We start from the raw sequence: 24,006 nt of genomic DNA on the forward strand, positions 1-24,006 counted from the left end.
AAAGTGTCTATTGACATTTTTAACTTTGTTGAATCTTCGGGCCCGGAGATTTTTGTGAAACGACTTGCTATCTGCTCGGGCCTCGATTTCCTCCGCTGTCGCTTTGGAAAAATGCGTCTTCGAAACACACTTTTTCCTCAATCGCCAGAATCGTTTCCATAACGTCGTCGCCGGAAATTTCTGGCTTCGAAAATCTGTGTTCCAAAACGTCCAAATTTTTTCAAAGCCGCTTTTTCATCTAGGTTTATGGTCGTAAAAACTCAAGATTTTCAGTCAAAGCCAACCGATTGTTCCCGTCAAAGACACACCTGTTTTCGCTACGGAGCCAAACGAGAGGTTCTCGAAACCGAAAACTTTCCTACGAAGCCAATTTTTGGCGCCGCGAAGCAAGCTAAAAAGCAAATGAACACTTCCGATTAGTCCGCGGCCTAAGCACAAAACGCGGGCACCTGAAGTCTTGAAATTTGGTAAAAAAGAGGCGTCAGCGGCATAGCGCATTGTTCGCCTCTTTTCCAAATTTCAAGGCTGTCAGGTCGCGTTTTTGGTTCGAGCCGCAAGGCATTTTTGGTTCTTTTGTTGCCAGACAAAAGAACTCCCCGCCGGACAGGCGACGAAAGAAAATCAAAGTACGCGACGGCGCAGCCGGCGAAAGAAGCAAAATGAGCGAAGCTCATTTTTATTAGGCTTCGAGCGTGAGATAGATCCGGTTTCACGGAAAATAATAAAGAAAAAAGGATTTTGCGGTTAAAAGAAAAATAGCCCGGATAACGGCAACTAGCCTTTCGCAGAAAAAACCAAATTTTTCTAGATTTAAAACAGCGACCGCAGGAAGCTCGTTTTAAACCTAAGAAAAACCGGTTTTTTAAAGAAAGCTAGTGCCAGGTTAGCCGGAAAAAGCTCCAAAAAAGAAACACGACACCGCGCAAAAAAAAACCGCTTCAAAAAAAGCGGTTTGGTGTAAGATAAATTCCGATTAACGAATTTCCTGATTCAGGATCAAATCCAAATAAAGATTGACTTTGTTCTTAAGCTCTTTTCTGTGAGCAATAAAATCCAAAAACCCGTGTTCGAGCACAAATTCGGCGGTTTGGAAGCCTTCGGGTAAATCTTTACCGGTGGTGTCTTTTACTACGCGAGGTCCGGCGAATCCTATCAATGCGCCTGGCTCGGAAATGTTGATATCGCCAAGCATTGCGTAAGAAGCTGTCGTTCCACCAGTGGTCGGATCTGTGCAAAGCGAGATATAAGGCACTTTCGCATCGGCCAATTGGGCCAATTTCGCAGAGGTTTTGGCCAACTGCATCAACGAGTAAGCAGCTTCCATCATACGAGCGCCTCCCGATTTCGAGATCATCACGAACGGAATCTTGTTCTTGATCGAATGGTCGATTCCGCGGGCGATTTTCTCACCTACGACCGCGCCCATCGAACCTCCGATAAACGCGAAATCCATACAGCAAACCACGATATCTTTACCTTTCGATTTCCCGACTCCGGTGCGAACCGCGTCTTTCAACTTGGTCTTTTCCTGAGCGTCTTTCAAACGGTCGGAATATTTTTTGGTGTCAACAAAGTGAAGCGTGTCTTTGGAAGTGATATTCTTGTCGAGTTCCTTGAATTCGTTGTTGTCGAACAAGATCTCGAAATATTCCTTGCTTCCGATCCTTACGTGAAAGCCATCTTCGGGGCTGACGTAAAGATTGCGCGCCAGTTCATCGGCATCGACGATTTTTCCGGTAGGCGATTTGTACCAAAGTCCTTTGGGAACGTCTTTTTTATCTTCGGTGGCGGTCTGAATGCCTTTCTCTGTTCTTTTAAACCAAGCCATATCTTCAATGAATAATTAATAATTGATAAGTAATAATGAATTCGGGGTCGCGAACGTCATTATTCATTGACTTATTATTAATTGTTAATTACAAAGTATTTACGTTGTTCAAATCGGCAAAAGCTTCTTCAAGACGCTTGTTGAACGTCATTTCGCCTTCGCGGATCCATTTTCTTGGGTCGTAATACTTTTTGTTTGGTGAATCGTCTCCCGTAGGATTCCCGATCTGCGTTTTCAGATAATCGATGTTACCAACCATGTAATCGCGGATGCCTTCGGTGAAAGCGAATTGCAAATCTGTGTCGATGTTCATCTTGATTACGCCGTAAGAAATCGCTTCTTTGATTTCCTCCGGAGTAGAACCTGAACCGCCGTGGAATACGAAATCTACAGGGTTTTTATCGCTGTTGTGCTTTTCCTGGATGTACTCCTGCGAATCGCGCAAAATCGTAGGTGTCAACTTTACGTTTCCGGGCTTGTAAACGCCGTGGACGTTTCCGAAAGCCGCGGCGATAGTGAAACGAGGGCTTACTTTTGAGAGTTCGGTGTAAGCATAATCGACATCTTCAGGTGTGGAATACAATTCTGAGTGATCGACGCCAGAGTTGTCAACGCCGTCTTCTTCACCGCCTGTAATTCCAAGTTCGATCTCGATCGTCATGCCCATTTTGTCCATGCGCTCGAAATATTGCTTGCAGATCTCGATGTTTTCGTGCATCGGCTCTTCCGAAAGGTCGAGCATGTGCGAGGAGAACAATGGTTTTCCTGTTTCGGCGAAGTGTTTTTCGCTGGCGTCCAAAAGACCGTCGATCCATGGAAGCAGTTTTTTCGCGCAGTGGTCCGTGTGCAAAATTACCGTCGCTCCGTAAGCTTCGGCTAGCGTGTGGATGTGTTTCGCACCTGCAATCGCACCTGCAATCGCGGCACTTTGACCCTCGTTCGGGAATCCTTTTCCGGCGTTGAAAGCCGCGCCACCGTTAGAAAATTGGATGATAACCGGAGCTTTCAATTTCGCCGCAGTCTCCAAAACACCGTTGATAGTGCTCGATCCTATGACGTTTACTGCCGGAAGGGCGAATCCTTTTTCTTTAGCAAGGCGGAAAATTTCCTGAACCTCGTCCCCGGTTGCCACACCAGGTTTGATATTATGGGCCATGTCAGTTTGTTTTGAATTAAAGGTTACAAAAATAAGTATTTCTTAATTTAGAACGGATAGTTGATCCCGATATTTAGCACGGAGTTACCGAAATTGTAGTCTTTGAACCATCGGCTGCCATTGGTCACGGCCGGATCGTAAGTCTTGAAACCGATGTCGAGGCGCACGACAAAGAAATTGAAGTCATATCGCAGACCAAATCCTGATCCTACGGCGATGTCACGAAGCGAATGCAGTCCGTTGAAGGTGTAGCGTTCGTCCTCGATGTTGTCGAACACGTTCCAGATGTTTCCCACATCGACAAAAACCGCACTGTGCAAATCCCCGAAAAGGTTGAAACGCAATTCGGTCGAGTAGGCGAGTTTCATGTTCGCTTCGTTGAAGTCGTTGATTCCGCCTGATGAACCAGGTCCGAGCGAGTACGATTGCCAGCCGCGGTTGTCGTTCGATCCGCCGGCGAAATAGCTTCGCGAGAACGGAATGCTGTTCGAATTCCCGTAAGGCACGGCGATTCCGGCGAAAGCGCGCATGGCCAAAACCTTTTTCCGGCTCAAATCCCAGTGTTTGATGTATTCGAATTCACCTTTGAGATATTGGGAATATTCGATGTCGAAAATCGTGTTGTTGCCGTTTTGGTTTTCCAATTGCTTTGACAGACGTGCCACGAGCGCCAAAAAGTTCCCCGCCGACTCGACTTTCGTCCTAAAGGTATAGAAAGTATTGTCCTGCAAATCTGTTTTCGTCGTTCTGGAATAACTGAAGCTCGAAGCGAAAATCAGGTTGTTTTCGGTAAGTCTTTTGCGTCTTTCCTCGATGCTTCTCACGGTTCTGGTCTGATTCGGCGTAAGCGGAAAAGCGTTGTTGTTCAAAGCGTCGTTGATGAAAGCCAGCGTGCCTTGTTCCGGCTCGAGGTTGTCGCCCGAGAAATATTCGGGATTTCCGGCGGCATATTGTTGGGCGATGTCGTTGAGCGCGCCATAGGACGAAGAATAAACCCGGAAGTAATTTTCAGGGAAAAGATTCTTCACATATTGAATGTTGAACAAGTCGAATCTGGCGCTGTAAAATCGCTTCGGATTCCAGTTGTAACTGAAAGCGCCCGTGAAATTTTCCTTGTCGAGACCGATGTTTTGCTGCTTGGCATAACCCAAAGAAAGCGTTGTGACGGGGATCATGTTCTTCGGGATGATTTTTTCGGTCTTTAGCGGAAATACGATTCTCGGGAAGCTCAGTTTCATATCGGCTCCATATTCGGAGACGTTGAAAAAAGTATCGTTCGGATTCGCGAAACTCGTAGAAGAACCGATGTTTCCGCGCGCGGCGATTTCCAGCGTTTCGGCTCCGTTGAAAACATTGCGTATCGTAAACGAAGTCGTTCCCTGAATCCCGAAATCCTGGATGTTCGAGTGCGTGACATCCAAACTATAACCGAAACTGTACTTTTTCCTCGGAACCAGATAGATATTGGCGATAAGCGAATTTCCGATCGTATCGCGCGTATCGACCTCATACTGTATCGACGGATAATTGAAAACCCGAAGATTGCTCAAATAGCGCGAAGTGACAGTCGTCCTAATGTCCGAAAACAGATTGCCTTTCGACACAAAAACCGCATCGGTAATTGCTTTCGGGCGGTATTTCAACTTTTCAGTCGCATAAAGATTGTAACCGTTGTACGTCACGCTGTCGTTGATTGTCGGCTTGATTTTGCTTCCGGTCGCATCGGTGTAAATATTGACCTCGCTGATCCTGTACTGCTTGAACGGCATCGTTTTGGTCGTGTCGTTCTCGCGATAACTGTAATCGTCGATGATCATGTTGCTGTTGGCCTTGTGTCCGGTGTCTACCGTGTCGATGTCATATTTGATGTAATTCGCCTGGAAATGGTAAATCCCGTTGTTTCTGTAAAGCGAGGCGACGCGGGCTTTTTCGGCGTCGAAATCTTGTCCGTTGAACTGTTTTCCGGAAACCAATAGCGATTTTTCTTTCGTCGCCTGAAACATCGAATCGAGAATAGGCGTCGAGATTTGTTGCGTCAAAGAGTCGAGCAGATAAGCTTTTCCGGTGTGAATCGTGTAGGTAACTTTGGCTTTTTTGTTGGGAAGTGTGTCGATTTTCGACGAGATTTTCGCATTGAAAAATCCCTTGTTGAAATAATGGCCTTTGAGTCGCAATCTTGACTTTCGGATGTTGATCGTATCGACGATTACCGGCGCTTCGCCAACGCGTTTGAGCATTTCATGGAATCCGAAGTAATAAAAAGATTTGCCCAGACGATTGACTTGTTTCTTGGAAAGGATCTTGGCCAAACGCTCGTATTTCTTGGGATTTCGGATGAATTTTGCGCGATAGGTAGAATCTGGATTTGGGTTGGCCAAGTTGTACAGATTGAGTCGCAGCTTGTATCCGAGAAGGTCGGAATTGGGCTTTTGGTACATGAGATTCTCGAGATCTTCGGAATTCTGCTTCTTGTCGTTCACGAAAAATTCGTTCTTGTTGAGCAGTTTTTTGTTCTTCGGAACCCGTTTCACCGAATTACAGCCTACGACCAACAGTCCGAAAAGGACAAATAATAGTATTTTTGCGGGCAGGCTCTTCAAAAGTCAGGCGATTAAAGGTCAAAAATAGAACAAATAATGGTTAGTAAAAACCAAATAAAGCGAATAACGGGACTGCACCAAAAAAAGTATCGGCAACAGGAAGGCTTGTTTTTAGCCGAAGGCCGAAAAGTCATAGGCGAACTCATCGCATCTGGCTTTGCGCTCGAGCATCTTTTCGAGACCGAAAGTTTGTTCGCCAAAGTGCCATCGGACAAAAAAACGGCTGCCACCGAAGCCGAACTCAAGAAAATGAGCGCGCTTTCGACAGCCAACAATTGTCTTGCCATTTTTGAGATTCCAACGCCAAAACCGATTCTCGAAAAAGGATTGATCGTAGCACTCGACGACATTCGCGATCCGGGAAACCTCGGAACCATTTTGCGTCTTTGCGATTGGTTCGGCATTTCGCAGGTGATCTGTTCCAAAGCAACCGCCGATCTGTACAATCCAAAAGTCGTCCAGGCCACGATGGGTTCGCTCGCGAGAGTCAATGTTTCCTATTTGGATTTATCCGATTTCCTGCAAAAAACCAGTCTGGAGATCTTCGGGACGTTTATGGACGGACAAAACATCTACACTGAAAAACTGCCATCGGAAGGAATAATAATCATGGGAAATGAAGCGAACGGCATTTCATCCGAAGTGGAAAAATTCGTGACCAAACGGATATCGATTCCGAGGTTCGGCGATCTTCAGAAAACCGAGAGTTTGAATGTGGCGACCGCGACCGCGATTATCTTGAGTGAATTCCGACGAGGTTAAAATTCCATCTAAAGTTTCGTAACCAATTGTGTTAGGGAAAATTTGGCAGAAACCTGCGATTAAATCCAGGATTTAAAGGATTCAATTAGAGAGCCTTGGCCTTGTTGTCAGAAGTTTGTTTTAGCGATTTTTTGCAGAAGTAAAAAAAGAATCGAAAAAATCTACCAATTGATCTTACGGTAATCGTCTTTTAACAAAAACGGCAGATTTTCTGTAATGCGTGTATTTTCAGAAACCCGAACTTTGCTTCTATGGGGAGGGGCTGATACATCCCTATAAAAAAAATGAAAGTCCTCATTACAGAAAATCTGTAAAAAATGTTAAACTTTCTTCGCGCCGCTTTTATTTCGATAAACCTATCCAGATGTATCTTAGGTTTTTTAAATAGAAAATTTAAGGCGAACAGAGCAAAGCGAATTTCAGAAGTCTTAGGTTCTATTTTGAAATCCGGTTCCGAGGCTTCCGGCCGGAGTTTGGAATTTATCAATGAAACGTAAAGTTCACAAAAATCGCCCGAGTCTTCATGGCATTCACGTTTCCGGTCCACGGACTGTTCGGGTCGGCATCGGGAATGATCTCGTTGTTGAGTCCGAAAACACCGCGAATCGATGGCGAGAACTTGAAGTATTCGAAATAGAGATCGACTCCGAAGCCCATTTCGTAATTGCTCGTCCATTGTTTCATCCGGAAACGGCCTTGCGTGTTGTCGTCCTTTGATTTGAAGTTGGACGAGAGGTTCAAAGTCCGCGAAGCGCCACCAACCAAATAAGGTCTGATATTTCCGGTTCTAAGCGCCGAAAACTTGAGCAAAAGCGGGAAGTGGATGTAAGTCGAACGCACTTCTCGAAGCGAGTTGATCTCGTCACCATCGGGAAATCCGGAATAACGCAAATCGCGCTGCGTGTAGTACAAACCGGGCTCGAAACGCAAATCGAGATATTCCATCAAACGCAAATTTCCTACAAGCCCGACGTTGAATCCCGTCGTTTTGTCGACCTGGATGTCCTGACCCGGTTTTTCGTAGTCGAACTTGAAGTCGTAAATGTTGAATCCGAGGAAATAACCCCAATGCACGCGCTGTTTATCGAAGTTCTCGAGGTTCGTGATCGGATCTGTACCGAACATTCCCGTCGGACCTTGGGCGTAAGATTGTATGGCGAAAAGCGCTATGGATAAGGCAATTATCTTTTTCATCCTATTTTTTGAAAGCGACATAAATCGTGGCGACACCAAAGGTTTGAGGCAGCGATCGCACGTTTATAAACCCAATTTTACGCAAAATATTGTTCAGTTGTTCGCCGAAAGGAAACACCGACATCGATTCTGAAAGGTAACCGTAAGCCGATCGGTCTTTGGAAAACAGCTTTCCTATCGTGGGCAAAATGTATTTGTTGTAGAAAGTATAACCTTGTTTGAACGGGAATTTTGTCGGGTTCGACGATTCTAGGATCACGAAAATACCGTTCGGACGCAAGACTCTCAAAATCTCGGCAAGTCCTTTTTCGAGCGTTTCGAAATTGCGCACTCCAAAGCCAACCGTGACTGCGTCGAAAGAATTGTCTTCGAAGGGCAAATTTTCGGAATCGCCTTGCACCAAAGTGATTTTGCCGTCGAGTTTTCTTTCGGATACTTTTTTTCGGCCAACCTCCAACATGCCTTCAGACAAGTCCAACCCGACGATTTCCGTGGCGTTGGTCTGTGACATCAGGATCGCCAAATCTCCGGTTCCGGTGGCGATGTCAAGTATTTTGGACGGATTCGTATCCGAAACCAATTGCAGCACTTTTTTTCGCCATTTGATGTCGATCCCGAACGAGATCACGCGGTTCAGTCCGTCGTAATTGCCCGAAATGTTGTCGAACATCTGGGTGACCTGCTCTTTCTTTCCGAGTTCGGAATCTTTATAAGGAGTAACGTTTTCAGCTTTTTTCATAATCGCTCGCAAAGATAACATAAACGAAGCAATGCGGTTCGCGGTTTTCGGCAGAAAGCGCATTTGGTCGGCTAGTGGCAGGAAATGTCGGAAACTCTCGATCGTGTTCAGGTTTTTCCCTATTCGGATATCGAATGATCGGGTAAGTTTTGGTGTAGGACGATTCTGCCGCGCATCCCTAAAATTAGGGATATAAAAAATTTCACGATTTATGGGTATTGTGCCGTGGTCATATATAGTGGAATTTTACAAAAAATAACAACCGATGGAAACTATGTTGTCTAAAGTATTTTTTGCCGAACTGAAATGGGTTTGCCTTGCATTGGCGCTCTCGTTGCTTCTTGTGGACAGTCTGAACGACGGATCTCTTGCCCTTACTTCAGGGTTTGGGTCACATTTTACGTTCTTAGGGTTAAATTTGTTTTTGGAAATTTTAGTTTTTTTCGTCCTTAGTATCTTTGTGGTATTTGGTATTAAGGGCTTTTTTGAGAGATTTTCTCAAAAGTCTGCAAACATCATTCTCTTGCTTACAGGCTTGAGTATGGCGGTAGCAGTTTTCTTTTTAAGTTATCAGATTTTGTTTCAGGAATAGGCAAAATCCTGGCGGTAACATACTTCCATCGGTAAATCAAACATCTGTGAAAACGGATGTTTTTTTTTGCCCTAAATTTTGGGTCAAGCCCGAAGATAGGTCTCGTAAGTGAAATCGTATTGGTGTCTTTCGTCTTTCGGATGATATTCTGACGCGTCGAGTTTCCAGTCTTCAAGCGAAAATTCAGGGAAAAACGCTTCGGCATCAAGCGACACGTGAACGCGCGTCAATTCGATCTTGTCGGCAAACGGAAGCGCCAATTCGTAGATTTCACCTCCGCCGATCACGTAAACATCTTCATTTTTCGGACAAACTTTGATCGCTTCTTCCAAACTTCCCACGACAATGCAGTTTTCGGCTTTGTAATCAGATTGTCGCGTCACGATCACATGCACGCGATTGGGCAATGTCTTCGGGAAACTCTCGAATGTTTTGCGGCCCATTATGATGTAATGTCCCGAAGTCAGCGCCTTGAAGCGTTTGAAATCGTCGGGTAAGTGCCAAAGCAGGTCGTTGTCTTTTCCCAAAGCATTGTTTTCGGCCGCAGCCGCGATCAAGATGAGCATGATGCAGATTTTAGTGCGTTAAAGATAGTGCATCTGACAAAAAACCGAAAAGCCCGAATTCCTGATTTCAAAACAGGAAAACGTTTTCATGATTTTGAATCGTCAAATATCCGATGGAGTTTTGTGAAAACGCCTTTAAAATCAAGTGGTTTGTGAAATTATTGTAAATCTTTTACCGGTTTACGAAAATTGTTTCGAAAAGGCTTTTCTTTGCTACATAAATCTAAAAATGAAACGATTATGGCTATCAAAAAACAGTTTACGAAGACGAAGCCGGTCTGCAAAGTGACATTTTCAGTGGAAGCCAAGTCGGCCGAAACCGCGTCGGTTGTTGGAGATTTCAACGCGTGGGACGCCGAGGCCGGAACGTTGGCCAAACAAAAGAACGGAACATTCAAAGGCGTTTTCGACCTTGCGAAAGACAGCGTCTACGAATTCAGATATGTGGTTGACGGCGAGTATCAAAACGAGCCTGAAGCTGACGGCACAAGAGGAAACGACTTCGGATCTGAAAACAGCGTGCTGAATACCTAATAAAAAATCGCCTCTTTCGAAGGCGATTTTTTTTGGACGTTATTTGGCGAACATCGCGGCATAACGATGTCTGTTGACCGCAAGCAAGTAAATGTTGGCCGCAAGCAGGAAAGCAGCGCCACCAATACTCGCCGGATCGAGAAAGACGTGAAACAAAAACGCGTTGATCGAAATCGGAAGGATCACAACAGCGGCCAGCGCCACGTAATATCCGGAGACAAAAAGAAGTCCGCAAAGCAATTCCACGCCTTTTACCAGCGGCATCAGGTAAACGGTTGCAGCCGCGCCGGCGCCCCACTTTGCAATGCCTTCGGGAAGTTTGGATGGATCGGGTTGCGGCACAAGGTCAAAAAAATAGGAAACCGAGGCAAACAAGAGCAGCAATCCCGCGAGACTGCGAATGATAATGGTCAAAATTCTCATAGTGGTTGGTTTTGTTGAACATGAATCTTCCGAATTTACGACAAAATCTCGCAGGCAAACCCAGACGCTTGCATCAACGATATTATCGCATCGGGTTTCAGACGTAAAGTCTCCACGCGCAAAACCTTGTCGCAATCTTCGAGATCGAACGTTATTTTTCCTGTCGGATAAAGCGACATCAGGCTCAAAACCATGTTTCGGGCATCGGTCGTTTTGGAGATATTGGTACGAAAGATCTCAATCATCGAATTTGTATTTTTTGACTTGGGCTTCGCATCGGAGATTTCCAGAAGGTAAAATCTGCAATCAGAAATTCATCGGCTACAATTAAAACAAACTTCGGATGCACTTAATGCACTTAATGTCCTTAATGGTTCAAAAAAAACGCGGCTCAACAGCGAAAGTGTATTTCAAATGAACTACAATATTGGAAAAAAACTTATAGGCAAATCGGTGTTCAAAACTTCATTTTGCAACAGCGTTCATTTTGTGATAACTGTTGTACGACAAAGCCAAAATCCCAAGCCAGATCAATGGGAAAACGGCGAAGAATCCGAATCCGTCCACGCAAAAATAGCTGATCGAAGCAAAGATGAAATCGAAAGCGAATCCGGCGTAAGCCCATTCCTTGATGCGTCCGCGAAACTTCGGAACAGTCAAAATGATGCATCCCAAAATCTTGAACACGACCAAAGCCGCTCCAAAATAATCGGGATAACCCAAATGCCTGATGCCCGCTTTTGCGTCTTCCGATTGCGAAAAAAGTGCGGGCATGACGCCTTCGAAAAGGAAAATCAAAGAAGTCGTGATCCAGAAAATGATTTTGTGTGTTTTCATGGGAGTTTTTTTTTGTCTAAGTTTAAAAAGTGCCTGAGTTGAAAAGTGCCTGAGTTGAAACTTAGGATGTAACAGCTTCGGTCAGTCTGCTTCTGCCATTGCTTCTGCTTCTGCTTCTGCTTCTGCTTCTGCTTCTGCTTCTGCTTCTGCTTCTGCTTCTGCTTCTGCTACTGCTACTGCTACTGCTACTGCTTCTGCAACTGCCACTGCTTCAGCCACCACTTCTGCAACCTACGCCGGAAACTGACTAGCATCCATATAAGTAAATTCCCAACAATGTCCATCGAGATCGCGGAAACCGTGGTTGTACATATAGCCGTAATCCTGTTTTTCGCCCGGTGCCGTTCCGCCGGCTTCGACTGCTTTGCTTACGATTTCGTCTACGGCTTGTCTACTTTCGGCGGTAAGGCAAATTATCGATTCGAGGAATTTACTCGTGTCGCAAATGTCTTCGTGTTCGAGCATAAAACTTTTGAAAAATGGCTTGACGAGCAACATCACGTGAATCGAATTTTCCTCGATTATCATGCACGTGGCGTTTTCATCGGTGAAAGTCTGGTTGAAAGTGTAGCCGAGTTTGGTGAAGAATTCCACCGATCGGTTCAAATCCTGTACGGGCAAGTTTACAAAAATGCTAGTTGGCATAATGCTTTGGTTTTAAGTTCTATGCCAAAGTTAGGCCGGTCTTGTTTTTGTGTCGATGTGTGAAAGCGACGATGTTGAGGGTGTTTTGCGACAGTTATTCCGAAGCGGCTATTACAATTGGCAAAGTGAAGATGCACCTCAGGTTTTTCCCGCGTCTCTGGGCCGGAATCCAATCGGGTGATTTTGCCAGCATAGTAAGAGCGGCGCTGTCCGATTTTTTATCGATCAAATTTATGATCTTGGTGTCTGATATTTTGCCGTTTTGGTACTACGCTCTGGAAAAAAGGCCTGTCGGTTTTATCCGAAAGACATATTGGTTGGTGTTTTTTATCTGACAGATTAAACCGCCACAATTCCCTTGATATGCGGATGCGGATCGTAATCGACCAAAGTGAAATCTTCGAAAGTAAAATCGAAAATATCCTTTATATCAGGATTCAGAATCATCTTCGGAAGTGGGCGCGGCTCGCGTGAAAGCTGCAATTCCACCTGCTCGAAATGGTTGTTGTAAATGTGCGCATCGCCAAAAGTGTGGATAAAATCTCCAGGCTGTAAACCGACAACCTGCGCGACCATCATCGTAAACAATGCATAAGACGCGATGTTGAACGGAACACCCAAAAAGATATCGGCGCTGCGTTGGTACAATTGGCAAGACAGTTTTCCTTCGGCCACATAAAATTGGAAAAATGCGTGACATGGCGGAAGCGCCGCTTTTCCGTTGGAAACATTTTCTGCAAAAGAAACCGAAGTGTCGGGCAAAACAGATGGATTCCAAGCCGAAACAAGCATGCGTCGACTGTTAGGACTCGATTTCAAAGTTTCTATCAATTCTTTGATCTGGTCGATTTCCTCACCGTTCCAATTTCTCCATTGATAGCCGTAAACCGGACCCAAATCACCATTCGGATCGGCCCATTCATCCCATATCCTGACGCCGTTTTCGCTCAGGTAATTGATGTTCGTATCGCCCTTCAAGAACCAAAGCAACTCGTGAACGATAGATTTCAGGTGCAGTTTTTTCGTCGTCACCAACGGAAATCCCTGAGAAAGGTCAAAACGCATCTGATAACCGAAAACGCTTTTCGTTCCCGTTCCTGTCCGGTCTCCTTTTTGTACGCCGTTCTCAAGAACGTGCTTTACGAGGTCGTGATATTGTTGCATGGTATTGACTTGAATGCCGTAAAAATACGTTTTGGAAGTTTTGGTTTTGGATTCGGATGCAGGAAGAAATCAAAAAGAAATCAACAGTTTTGCAATGGGATCTTTTGATTCTCAGAACGTCGGATTTTCAGATTTACAGACAAAGTTCCAAAAAGATTCCATGGCTTGGCAACTAAAAATCACAAAAAGCAGGCGTCTATCTCAACAACTTGATTTCTGCAACTGCCACTGCTTTGCCACTGCCACTGCTTCTGCCACTAATCAAGACTCTCGTCTCGAAATCTCATCGCGAATCTTGGCCGCCTTTTCATAATCTTCATCTCGAACCGCGCCTTCAAGCAATTCGTGCAACTCAGAAATACTGTGTTTGGAGTAACTTTCGCCGGCTTGGTTCGATTCTTCCCCAAGTCCGAAAGTCTCCGGTGCCGACAACACATCGTCGCTCTGTTCGCTCTCCGGATTGGCCTTGAGGTAAATCCCGGCCTTGTCCAAAATATTCTTGTAAGTGAAAATCGGAGCGTTGAAACGCAAAGCCAAGGCAATCGCGTCAGACGTGCGCGCATCGATAATTTCCTCGATCTTGTCGCGTTCGCAAATGATGCTCGAGTAGAAAACGCCGTCCACGAGCTTGTGGATGATCACCTGTTTCACGACGATGTCGAACCTGTCGGCGAAATTCTTGAAAAGGTCGTGCGTCAAAGGTCGCGGCGGACGGATCTCTTTTTCAAGCGCAATCGCGATCGACTGTGCTTCAAATGCACCAATGACGATAGGAAGTTTGCGGTCTCCGTCAACTTCGTTCAAAATCAGGGCGTAAGCGCCATTTTGCGTCTGGCTGTACGAGATCCCTTTTATTGTCAGCTTCACTAAACTCATGTTGCAAAAATACGATTGCGTTTTGATTTGGCAAGAAACATTTGAACTGCGTTCGCGTTAAGGGTTTTTTTCTTTTTTTTGGAGCTTTTTCCGGCTGACTGGCACTAGCTTTTTTGCAAAAGCCGGTTTTTCTAGGGCTTGAAACGAGCTTCCTTTGGTCGCTGTTTCAAGTCAAGAAAATCACGTCTTTTTCTGCAAAAGGCTAGTTGCCCGCATCCGGGCTAGGATTGTCGTAAGACGATCTTTTTCTTTTTATTTTAATTCCGTGTTCACCGAAATTATCTCACTCTCGAAGCCTAGATAAACGAGCGCAGCTCGTTCTCAACGTCGCGCTAGTGAGATAAGTTCCGGTTTCACGGAAAATAGTGAAAAAAAAGATTTTGCGGCTAAAAGAAAAATAGCCCGGATGCGGGCAACTAGCCTTTTGCAGAAAAAACCGATTTTTTCTAAGTTTAAAACAGCGACCGCAGGAAGCTCGTTTTAAACCCTAGAAAAACCGGTTTTTACAAAAAAGCTAGTGCCTGGCCGCCGGAATCAGCTTAAAAAAACAAAACGTTAGTACAAATTTTTTAAACGAATATACATTGAAACCAAACAATGGTTAAACGGACGAAATTTCCAAATTATTTTTGTTTAACCTTGCAGTGTTCTTTGTAAAATCGGGCGATTAAATGAAACAAAAAACATTTCAGTTGAAATATTTTCTTTTATGTTTGCGTCCGAATCGGAACAGTAATCAAGGAGATTTTTTTTCCGGAATCCGATACAAATCAAAAACCAAATAAATAAGTACAGATGAAATTCAAAAACGTAATGTTCGCAATGGCACTCGCCCTTGCATTCTCATGTGGTTCGAAAGACGCCAAAAAAGACGGTGAAACGACAGACAGCACGGGAACAGAAACACCTGCAGTTGTAGAAAAGCCAGCTACTGCAAAAGAAATGATCGCCAAAGATTGGGTGCTCGACAATGTGGATTATGAAGGTGCGATCGCTTCTTTCAAGGACGACAAGGAAAAAGCCGAGTTCAAAACGATGATGGAAGAAATGGTTCCACCGATGAAAACGAAGACCGAATTCATCTTCGAAGCCGACGGGAAAGCGACCGTAACAGTAATGAGTCCGGACAAAAGTTTCAAGACGCGCAAAGGAACTTGGGTTTTGAGCGCTGACGAGAAAACCGTAACGATCACCGCCGAAAACGAGCCGATCGCATTCGGGATCGAGGAACTTTCTGCCGACAAACTTTCGTTGAAGCAAGGGCAACTCATCATGATGTACGTACCAAAAAAATAATTCTTACTCAGTTATTTTTTCGATTGGACCGCGGTTTTTACGACCGCGGTTTTTTTGTGCTTTGTTTTTTGGGCACGTAGTCTCAATTTTCTGACAGACTGGCCGGAGCCGTGAGCGAAATAGTCCGCAAGATGAAATCCCAATCTCGTTCTGCACCGCGATTGGGCTCGAAGCTGGCATGGCGAATCTTGTCGAGCAGATCGGCTTCTTCGTACGGAAGCAAATCGAGGATCAACGAAAGCACGCCGCTCACGTTCAGAGTCGGATCGGAAATAAACGCACGTTCGCCGGTCCCGCCGTTTTCCAATGCCAGGATCGACACCTTGACAATATCGGCGATCAGGTGCATTACGTCGCGATAACCTGACAGCCGCAATTCGACGGTATCGCGTTTTTTGTGTGGATTTTCCGATTGCAGCAACCGGAAATGCTGCAGTGCCAAGTCGCGCATATCTGCTGAAAGTCGTAGTGTTTCGGTTTTCATCTTGTCTCGATTTTCGGGTTGTTTTTAAGTTGGGCAAGTTTCGTCAGTGCAAGTTTCGTGGCTTCGTCGCAAAAGGTTTGGCAAGCATCCGAAAGCGATTCGAATTCCGCTTCGGGCAATTCCAGTTTGTCCCATTGCCTTAGCATGGTCGCGGGCACGCATAGTTGCCTGAAATTTCGTTTCCCGATCGCAGTTTCCTGTTCAAAAACAACTTCGTGCAACGCAGTAAAATGTCCGCAAAGCGAAAAAAGGAATTTCAGATTGTGTTGGATAGGCGTGTAGCCGAGAAAAATCCTTACCAGGCCAAGCAATAAATATTCGACAGCTTGTGTAAGCAATGCGACTTTCGCGAGTTCGATATCCAATCTTTGGGATTCCAATGCCGATTCGAGATACAAAGACGCGACCGCTTCGCATTTATGCCAAAAAGCCTCTGCAGCGACAAGATCCCTTTCCGGATCGCAAATTGGGTCGCCGGTCTTGAGCTCATAGTCGCCCAACGGAATGCCAAAATGCAACACTCGGTCAAAAAACCAATGCATGTCAGTTGACCTTTCCTTTAGATGCTTGGTTTGGTGCAACAGGATCGTTGCCGAGAATTCTTGCCGAGATCTTTGGGCAATCAAATCTGACAGTGTATTGTTGAGTCCTTCGAAAGTTTTGGCGCTGAATACCAGAATGTCGAGATGTGGCTTATTCGTTTTGCGCAAGTCAGCTGTCGGAAAAACGCTGAAATAGTGACGCTCGTCTTTGTATCCGAAAACGTATGCCTGATTGGTTCCGAGGATTTGTTCAAGCGTTTCTGAAACAATCTGCGTTTGGTGCTGAAGAAGTTGGTGCTTTTCCATGACTTGCTGTTTTTGTGCAAGTTAGGGTCGGAGTGAGGCGTGCAACACTAAATGCTTTGGTAAGACACTAACGTGGTTGGTGTTTTATCTGAATAGCTTCGATGTGTTGGTTTTTGGATTGTTAGTCTGCTTTTTTGACTGATTTTACAATTTGGAATTGGGCTGAATCTTGTGGCCTACTTTGGACGATCTGTAGCTGTCAAAAGCTTGGCGATGAAGCTTTTTCAGAACAAATCCCTGCGATTACGGTGTTCCGTAAGTTGGTGATCATCCGATGTTTTACTTTCGCGAACGAAATAGTGTTTTCAAGCACCAGTAAGGTTAAAAAGGCTACATTTGCCGACCAAACAAATTTCGTTACAGTTTCAGTTAGGGTTTTGCCCGCTTGCCAGGAATCGGTTTTTCGCATTGAAAAATACGAGTAATGCCGTATTGCATCCATTGGTGGGCATGACTAACCTTGCACCTAATTTTTGCCTATGAGGAATATTCTACTTTTCGTGTTTTTGAGTTTTGGATGGATCGCAAATGCCGAGGTTTTACCGCCTTCTGCAACGATCGCTATTAGTTCTACGGCGTCCGTTTGCCAAAACAGCACCGGACCGACGGTTACTTTTACAGGTAGCGGCGGGACTGCTCCTTATACTTTTGTTTATACGGTAAATGGAGGCGCACAGCAGACTACTGGGAATTCTAATGGAGCTGGGGTTGTAACGCTGACTGGGACAACGGCCGCTGTTGGATCAGTGACGTACAATTTGGTTAGTGTTTCGGATTCTTCTGGACTTACTAACATTGGAAACTCAGTGAATTATTCGGTTGTTCCAATTTTTAGTGTAAATGCCGGAAATAACATACGTGTATGCAAAGGGAATTTAATCAACCTTATTGCTTCGGCGGTTGGAAATGGAGCGAATCCGGTGACTTATAACTGGATCGGACCAAACGGCTACACAAGTTCATCTCAGTCCCCGACAATAACAAATGCCGCGGGTACGATGTCTGGTAACTATACGGTTACCGCGTCAATCGGTAATTGTCAGGTTACGGATGTTGTGAATGTTGAAGTCGTAACTGTTGGCTCCGCTGATCCGTTTCAACTTAACGGATGCATCATAAATCAGGGAGACACGACTATGGAGGTGACTTTGCCCCTTGCAATTTCAAATCCATCAGCGATAACATCAATAACAATAAATTGGGGAGATTCTTCACCCGTGACAGTTGTACCGCAATCCAATTGGAATGCTCCGCAGTCACATACTTATCCAATCGGTTTTTACACGGTAACAATTTCGGCGACAACGAATATAGGATGTACAATCTCGCAGACGTACCCAGCTTTCGTAGGCTCATCTCCTCAAGCAGCGACAATGTCACTCTTTGCAAATCAGGCAAGCGGATGTTCTCCACATACGACAAATTTCACTCTGACAATTCCGACAACTAACAATGACGGAACTAGTTATCAGATATGTTTTGGTGACGGAACTCCATGTAGTACTTATGTACACGGCGACCCAATACCAAGCGGCTGGATTCCATCGGGATCGACCCCAACTTCAAATAGTTACACCTTGACCCATATTTATAATATTACGTCATGTGGAAATACTGTTAATTTGAATGGGACAATTTACAATAACTCATTTCTTCCATCAGTATTAACGACAAATCCTTGCGCAAGTCCTCAGCCTCAAGCCGGAAGTCTTATCTCGATTAGTCAAAGTCCAACCGCAAACTTTACGCCGAATCCTTTGCCAACGACTTGTACGAATGTTCCGATAACTCTTAACAATACTTCTAATTTCGGCGGTGTGGTAACCAATAATCCCACCTGCAGCACATCTCCTTTTTATTGGACGATCTCTCCAAGCAATCCCGGCATGTGGAGCGCTGTTGGATTAGGCTCAAACAATAACAATTCTTCCAATCAAAATACGTGGACCTCCGGTTTGATGACACCGACAATTACATTTCTGCAACCTGGAACATATACCATAACATTAACACTTAAAAATAACTGCGCAACTAGCACGGTATCTCATAACATCTGCATTGAAGCACCGCTGGTTCCTCAATTTACGCTGAGTAATAATTCGGGATGTGCGCCAATGTCGGTCACAGCAACAAATACGACAAACGTCACAGGACTCTGCGATCCGGCGACAACTTCTTGGTCGGTTTCATACGCTCCAGATTATTGCGGATCATCGGCAACGCCAATTCCGATTCAAACAACCAACAACGCATCGTTCAATTTTACGACGTCAGGAATTTACACAATCACATTGACGATGGCAAACTCTTGTGGCCCGAGAACGACAACCCAAACCATAACCGTAAAAAAACCACCAACAGCAACAATAAACCCAATAGGAAATCTATGCGGATCAGGAACGATAAGTCCGCAAGCGTTAGTCGCTTCCTGTTCTACAACGGCAAGCAGTGCCTTAATTTACAGTTGGAGTTTTCCTGGCGGAAGTCCGGGCACGTCCACGGCTCAAAATCCGGGTGCGATCACATATTTGACCGCCGGAACTTACACGGTTTCACTCACGGTTTCGAACGAATGCGGAAGCGTCACGGCCGCGAACCAAAGTTTCGTGGTAAACGCTTCGCCTACTATCACGAACGCAAATCCTAACCAAACCATTTGTTCGGGAACGAGTTCGGCGGCAATCAACCTGACTTCGAATTTGTCCGGAACGAACTACACTTGGACAGGTGTCCCATCAACGGGCGTCACAGGCGGACAATTGAGCGGAATAGGCGCACTTATTCCGGCGCAACAGCTAACTTACACAGGTTCGGGAACGGGCACTTTGACTTACACCGTAACGCCGTCGGCAGGAACTTGCACCGGAACTGCGTTCACGATCGTAATTACGGTCACTCCAGCTCCGGACATCACGGCGCAACCGCAATCGCAGACGATTTGCCAAAACGGTCTCGCCAACGCCCTGAGTCTTTTGATCAATTCGGGTTCGTCCACGCCAACTTATCAATGGTATTCGAATACGACGGGCGCAAGCACAGGCGGAAATCCAATCTCAGGTGCGACAAATTCTTCGTTTACGCCGCCAACCAACGCGATCGGAACGCTTTATTATTACGCAATCGCATCTTTGGGTTCTGGCGGATGTTCGGCATTGACAAGCCAAGTCGCGCAAATCACGGTCAATCCGTTGCCACAGATTACGACGCAGCCGATAGCTTCCCAAACCATTTGCGTCGGCGGAACGGTTTCGGCCTTATCAGCCACAGTTTCCGGCGGAACGGGCTCGGTGACTTATCAATGGTACTCGAACGGAACGAATTCGAACACGGGCGGAACACTTATCACGGGCGCGACCGGAAACACTTACACGCCATCGGCAATCAATACTGCCGGAAACAATTACTATTATGTGGTGGCGACTTTATCGGGAATCGGATGCGGAAATGCAACGAGCCAAGTTGCGCAAATCGAGGTTTTGCCAGATCCGACGCTGACGACGCAGCCTGTGGCTTCCCAAGTTTTGTGTCAGAACGCGACGCCTCAAACCTTGATCGTCGCTGCGACCGGTGGATCAATCGTGGGTTTCACGTATCAATGGTTTTTCAACACAAACAATAACACGACAAGCGGGAACCCGATTTCGGGTGCGACAACTTCGACATACAATCCACCGACGGCGAATGTCGGAACGGCGTATTATTACTGTGTTGTGAGTCAGTCGACTTCGGGTTGTTCGGTGACGAGTGCCATTTCGGCTGTGACCGTGAACACATCGCCATCGGTAAACATGCAGCCACTTTCGAGCCAGGTTTGCGTCGGAGGAACAATTCCGGCGTTGACATTCACAACCTCGAACGGACAAGGGAACGCGACTTATCAATGGTTTTCAAACACGACAAATTCAAATACGACCGGAACTGCAATTCTAGGCGAAACGAACTCGACTTACACTCCAAATTCGACTGTTGCCGGAACATTTTACTACTACGCCCAAATCACGTTTTCGGGAATTTCAGGCACTTGCGCCACGATCGCAACCGATGTGGCGACTATTACAGTGACGGTCGGTGCAGCGATTTCAGCCGAACCGATTCCTGCGCAGCAAATTTGTGTCGGAGGCACTTTGCCGGCACCGCTTTCTGTCGCGTACACCGGCGGATCGGGAACGCCCATTTACACTTGGTACTTGACTTCTTCCCCAAATCCGACAGGCGGAACGATTGTGGGTACAAATTCCGATACATTCACGCCATCGGTTTTCACGACTGCCGGAATCTATTATTACTACGTTTCCATTCAATTGAGCTCAAGTGGCTGTTCGGCTGTGACAAGCCAGATCGCGCAAGTGGAGGTTTTGGCCGATCCTGTGGTGACGACGCAGCCATATTTGGCGCAAACGCTTTGCCCGAACGAGATTCCAACGACGCTTTCGGTTGTCGTTTCGGGCGGAATCGGAACAAATTACGGATACCAATGGTTCCAGTCAAACACTGCGACAGGAACGGGTTCGCCGATTTCGGGTGCGACAAGTGCAAACTTCGATCCGTTGACGAATGTGCCGGGTACATTTTATTATTACTGTTTGATTTCCCAGCCGACGGGCACGAGTTGCAACGCCCAAAGCGACGTGGCGGCCGTTACGGTTTCGCCTGCGCCACAAATCACGAATCAGCCGCAATCGCAAACCATTTGTAGCGGACAATCGCTATCGCCGTTGGATTTCGGGGTCGTAAATGGCATCGGAACACCGAATTATCAGTGGTTCGAAAATGCTTCAAATACAAACACGGGCGGAAATCCCATCACGGGAGCGAATTCGGCGACTTATCTGCCAAACAACACTACCGTTGGCGATTTTTACTATTACGCGACGGTGACTTATCCTGATTTGACGGGCAATTGTTCGAGTGTGAGTACGAATGTCGCACAGATTTCCATCAACCAAAATCCGATCATTTCAAATCAAACCGCGGTAATTTGCAGCGCGACAAGTTTTATGGTCACGCCGATTTCTTCCGGAAGCGACATTGTTCCTGTGGGCACGACTTATACCTGGCTTGCGCCGACGATTTCTCCGGCCGGATCTGTTACGGGAAGTTCGGCAGAAGCGCTTCCGCAGACGAATATCAGCCAAACGCTCGTCAATACGACGGTTTCCGCCGCGACGGTGACTTACACCGTGATTCCGCTTTCCGGAAATTGTCCTGGTTTGCCTTTCCAGGTTGTCGTGACGGTGAATCCGGCGATCAATCCGAACATCACTTTGCTTGACAATTTGTGTTTCGGTGCCGATAACGCTTCGATCGCGACCAATGTGACAGGCGGAATTCCGTTTTCGACAGGCTCGCCTTACCTGTATTCGTGGATCGGCCCGAATGGCTTCACTTCGAGCAGTCCGACGATTTCCAACCTCGAGCCGGGCCAATATTCGATCACGATCAACGATGCGGGCGGTTGTCCGTTTAGCGATACGTACACGATTTCTGAACCTGCGCAATTGCAATTTTCGGCCACGACCGCAACAAACGTAACGTGCAACGGCTTCGCGGACGGAACGATTTCCCTGAACATAATAGGAGGAACGCCGAATTATACATTCAGCTGGATAAAAGACACAGCGCCGTTTTCGACGAGTCAGGATTTGACGAATCTCGCGCCTGGCGTTTACCAAGTCACGGTTTCGGATCAAAATGCTTGTCCGCCGATAGTGATGTCGTTCACGATAACAGAGCCTCAACCGCTGGTGGCTGCGATTTCGTCACAAACCAATGTGGATTGTTTCGGATTCGGTACTGGCGCGCTTTCTGTGAATGCCGTTGGAGGAACGCAAATCGCGACGAGTCCCAGCGGTTATCAATTTTCTTGGATCGGTCCGAACGGTTTCACAAGTACAGACCAAAACATCGCCAATCTTTTCGCCGGAAATTACGACCTGACGGTGACAGATGCCAACAATTGCCAAACAATGCTTTCGGCCGTAATTACGCAAAATCCGGAAATCAGCATCACGTATACGGCAACAACGATCACCTGTTATGGCGCAAATGACGCGAATCTGACAGTGAGTTTGAGCGGTGGCGTCGCGCCTTACACGTTTACCTGGAGTAACATGGCGACAATTCTGAACCAGACGAATCTGGCCGCTGGCGATTACATTATTACCGTAACCGATGCCTTGGGCTGCGTAAAATCGCTTTTGATAAACATCCCGGAAGCCCCGATTTTCACGATCAATCCTGTCGTAGTGCAAATCAGTTGCCATGGCGAACAGGACGGAAGCATTGCGCTGAATCTCGTCGGCGGAATCGCACCGATTTCTTTGGTCTGGAGCGACGGAAGTCCGGCGGGCTTGACACGCAACAACCTTGTGGCGGGCACATATTCGGTGACGATCACAGATTCGAAACCTTGTGTAATCCAGCGCACTTTCGTTATCGTCGAACCTCAGCCGCTTGTCCTTTCAGCACTGGTCGACAATGCCGACGATTGCAATGCCTCGAACGGAGGCGCGATCGATTTGCTGGTTTCAGGTGGAACGCCGCCTTACAATTATTCGTGGTCAAACGGAAGTACATCAGAAGACCTGACCAATCTCACAAACGGGAATTACACGGTTCAGGTCACTGATTCCAGAGGTTGTATTACCAATGGGCAATATTCGGTATTGCGTCCGGATCCTATCGCGATTACCGTTACGACCCAAACTGATTTCGACTGCGAGACGCGGAAAGTGAGCCAGGATTTTGTGGCAAGCGTTTCGGGTGGTGTGCCTCCGTATCAGTTGCAATGGTCAAGCGGAACGATTTCGGGAGCCAACAACGAGATCATGCATACAACCGTAAGTGGGATCGTGAATTTGACGGCCACGGACGCTCGCGGCTGTACGATGCAATATTCGGTCAACGTCGATATTCCGGTCTTGGGTTACATCGATTTTGAACCCGATTCTTACGGGAACGAACATTACGGAATTTTTTCGGTGGAAGATCCGGTCACTTTCAACAGTACGGTCACGGGCGACTACCAAACCGTGGTCTGGGATTTTGGAGACGGGACTTTTTCGAACGAGATCAGTCCGACGCATACTTACGTGAATGCGGGTTCTTATGTCGTCGTGCAAACCGTGACTTATCCTTTCGGATGTCAGTATACGAAAACAATCACGCTTATTGTTGAGGATGGTTATTTCCTTACCATTCCGACGGCATTCACTCCGAACAACGACAACATGAATGACAATTATCGTCCGGTTTCGAAGCGATTGGAAGCGATCCGACTCGATATTTACGATTCGTGGGGATCGATGATTTACAGTGAATTGGGCGATGTTCTCGTAGGATGGGACGGGACGATAAAAGGCGTCAAGGCCGAAAACGGCAATTATTACTGCAAGGTCACGGCCAAGACTTTTTACGGACGAACCATCACAGATACCCGAACTTTTGTACTAATCAAGTAAGC

Annotated in this window: 20 protein-coding genes; 5 read left to right on the forward strand and 15 right to left on the reverse strand. The window is 46.3% G+C overall.

The features are described 5' to 3' along the window. Positions 1-973: 973 nt before the first annotated feature. The 3 genes from accD to EOO49_RS15645 all read right to left on the reverse strand — a co-directional run bounded on the left by accD (position 974) and on the right by EOO49_RS15645 (position 5,584). Positions 974-1,828 carry an acetyl-CoA carboxylase, carboxyltransferase subunit beta gene (accD, locus tag EOO49_RS15635; RefSeq protein WP_290847375.1) on the reverse strand — a complete coding sequence of 285 codons (855 nt, stop codon included), beginning with the start codon at positions 1,826-1,828 and terminating at the stop codon, positions 974-976. A gap of 88 nt (positions 1,829-1,916) precedes the next feature. Further along, positions 1,917-2,984, reverse strand: a complete 1,068-nt coding sequence (gene fbaA / locus EOO49_RS15640) for a class II fructose-bisphosphate aldolase (protein WP_290847377.1) — start codon at positions 2,982-2,984, stop codon at positions 1,917-1,919. Between the two features lie 47 nt (positions 2,985-3,031). Further along, positions 3,032-5,584, reverse strand: a complete 2,553-nt coding sequence (locus EOO49_RS15645) for a BamA/TamA family outer membrane protein (RefSeq protein ID WP_290847379.1) — start codon at positions 5,582-5,584, stop codon at positions 3,032-3,034. Positions 5,585-5,620: 36 nt separating this feature from the next. Here EOO49_RS15645 and EOO49_RS15650 point away from each other — a divergent pair, with 36 nt between their 5' ends. Further along, entirely contained in the window at positions 5,621-6,346 is a 726-nt protein-coding gene (locus EOO49_RS15650) for an RNA methyltransferase (RefSeq protein WP_290847381.1), read from the forward strand. A 483-nt stretch (positions 6,347-6,829) separates the two neighbouring features. Here the strand turns inward: EOO49_RS15650 and EOO49_RS15655 are convergent, their stop codons facing one another. Together EOO49_RS15655 and ubiE are read right to left on the reverse strand one after the other, a co-directional pair. Next, positions 6,830-7,540, reverse strand: coding sequence for a porin family protein (locus tag EOO49_RS15655; protein ID WP_290847383.1), 711 nt, complete (start codon positions 7,538-7,540; stop codon positions 6,830-6,832). A 1-nt stretch (position 7,541) separates the two neighbouring features. Further along, positions 7,542-8,279: a bifunctional demethylmenaquinone methyltransferase/2-methoxy-6-polyprenyl-1,4-benzoquinol methylase UbiE gene (gene ubiE, locus EOO49_RS15660; RefSeq protein WP_290847385.1), complete on the reverse strand. Its 738-nt coding sequence runs from the start codon at positions 8,277-8,279 to the stop codon at positions 7,542-7,544. Positions 8,280-8,544: 265 nt separating this feature from the next. Between ubiE and EOO49_RS15665 the strand changes: the two genes are divergently transcribed. Beyond that, the gene (locus tag EOO49_RS15665; RefSeq protein WP_290847387.1) at positions 8,545-8,871 is read left to right on the forward strand and encodes a hypothetical protein; all 327 of its coding nucleotides are present in this window, start codon (positions 8,545-8,547) and stop codon (positions 8,869-8,871) included. An 83-nt stretch (positions 8,872-8,954) separates the two neighbouring features. Here EOO49_RS15665 and EOO49_RS15670 read toward each other — a convergent pair whose 3' ends face one another. Further along, on the reverse strand, positions 8,955-9,437 hold the full coding sequence (locus EOO49_RS15670; protein WP_290847389.1) for a dihydrofolate reductase: 483 nt from the start codon (positions 9,435-9,437) through the stop codon (positions 8,955-8,957). Between the two features lie 240 nt (positions 9,438-9,677). Between EOO49_RS15670 and EOO49_RS15675 the strand changes: the two genes are divergently transcribed. Then, positions 9,678-9,971: an isoamylase early set domain-containing protein gene (locus EOO49_RS15675; protein ID WP_290847391.1), complete on the forward strand. Its 294-nt coding sequence runs from the start codon at positions 9,678-9,680 to the stop codon at positions 9,969-9,971. A 39-nt stretch (positions 9,972-10,010) separates the two neighbouring features. Here the strand turns inward: EOO49_RS15675 and EOO49_RS15680 are convergent, their stop codons facing one another. From EOO49_RS15680 to EOO49_RS15710, 7 genes are all read right to left on the reverse strand, one after another. Continuing rightward, positions 10,011-10,394 (reverse strand): DoxX family protein, encoded by a 384-nt coding sequence (locus EOO49_RS15680; RefSeq protein ID WP_290847393.1) that lies wholly within the window; start codon positions 10,392-10,394, stop codon positions 10,011-10,013. Between the two features lie 35 nt (positions 10,395-10,429). Beyond that, positions 10,430-10,639 carry a hypothetical protein gene (locus EOO49_RS15685; protein WP_290847396.1) on the reverse strand — a complete coding sequence of 70 codons (210 nt, stop codon included), beginning with the start codon at positions 10,637-10,639 and terminating at the stop codon, positions 10,430-10,432. A 220-nt stretch (positions 10,640-10,859) separates the two neighbouring features. Then, complete coding sequence (locus EOO49_RS15690; RefSeq protein WP_290847398.1) at positions 10,860-11,231, reverse strand: DoxX family protein; 372 nt, start codon at positions 11,229-11,231, stop codon at positions 10,860-10,862. Positions 11,232-11,312: 81 nt separating this feature from the next. Then, positions 11,313-11,453, reverse strand: a complete 141-nt coding sequence (locus EOO49_RS15695; RefSeq protein ID WP_290847399.1) for a hypothetical protein — start codon at positions 11,451-11,453, stop codon at positions 11,313-11,315. Between the two features lie 9 nt (positions 11,454-11,462). Next, complete coding sequence (locus EOO49_RS15700; RefSeq protein ID WP_290847401.1) at positions 11,463-11,876, reverse strand: VOC family protein; 414 nt, start codon at positions 11,874-11,876, stop codon at positions 11,463-11,465. 339 nt (positions 11,877-12,215) lie between these two features. Further along, complete coding sequence (locus EOO49_RS15705; protein WP_290847403.1) at positions 12,216-13,040, reverse strand: thymidylate synthase; 825 nt, start codon at positions 13,038-13,040, stop codon at positions 12,216-12,218. A 261-nt stretch (positions 13,041-13,301) separates the two neighbouring features. Then, positions 13,302-13,916 (reverse strand): bifunctional nuclease family protein, encoded by a 615-nt coding sequence (locus tag EOO49_RS15710; RefSeq protein ID WP_290847405.1) that lies wholly within the window; start codon positions 13,914-13,916, stop codon positions 13,302-13,304. Positions 13,917-14,711: 795 nt separating this feature from the next. On the opposite strand from EOO49_RS15710, the gene EOO49_RS15715 reads away from it, so the two are divergent. Next, positions 14,712-15,212: a lipocalin family protein gene (locus EOO49_RS15715; protein WP_290847407.1), complete on the forward strand. Its 501-nt coding sequence runs from the start codon at positions 14,712-14,714 to the stop codon at positions 15,210-15,212. 82 nt (positions 15,213-15,294) lie between these two features. Here EOO49_RS15715 and EOO49_RS15720 read toward each other — a convergent pair whose 3' ends face one another. Together EOO49_RS15720 and EOO49_RS15725 are read right to left on the reverse strand one after the other, a co-directional pair. After that, positions 15,295-15,696, reverse strand: coding sequence for a hypothetical protein (locus tag EOO49_RS15720; protein ID WP_290847409.1), 402 nt, complete (start codon positions 15,694-15,696; stop codon positions 15,295-15,297). Next, positions 15,693-16,544 (reverse strand): hypothetical protein, encoded by an 852-nt coding sequence (locus tag EOO49_RS15725; protein ID WP_290847411.1) that lies wholly within the window; start codon positions 16,542-16,544, stop codon positions 15,693-15,695. Before EOO49_RS15725 ends, EOO49_RS15720 begins: the two co-directional genes overlap by 4 nt. A gap of 2,114 nt (positions 16,545-18,658) precedes the next feature. On the opposite strand from EOO49_RS15725, the gene EOO49_RS15730 reads away from it, so the two are divergent. Beyond that, positions 18,659-24,004, forward strand: a complete 5,346-nt coding sequence (locus EOO49_RS15730) for a PKD domain-containing protein (RefSeq protein WP_290847413.1) — start codon at positions 18,659-18,661, stop codon at positions 24,002-24,004. The last annotated feature ends 2 nt before the right edge of the window (positions 24,005-24,006 follow it).

Source organism: Flavobacterium sp. (assembly GCF_004295795.1).
In the GTDB taxonomy this organism is placed as follows: domain Bacteria; phylum Bacteroidota; class Bacteroidia; order Flavobacteriales; family Flavobacteriaceae; genus Flavobacterium.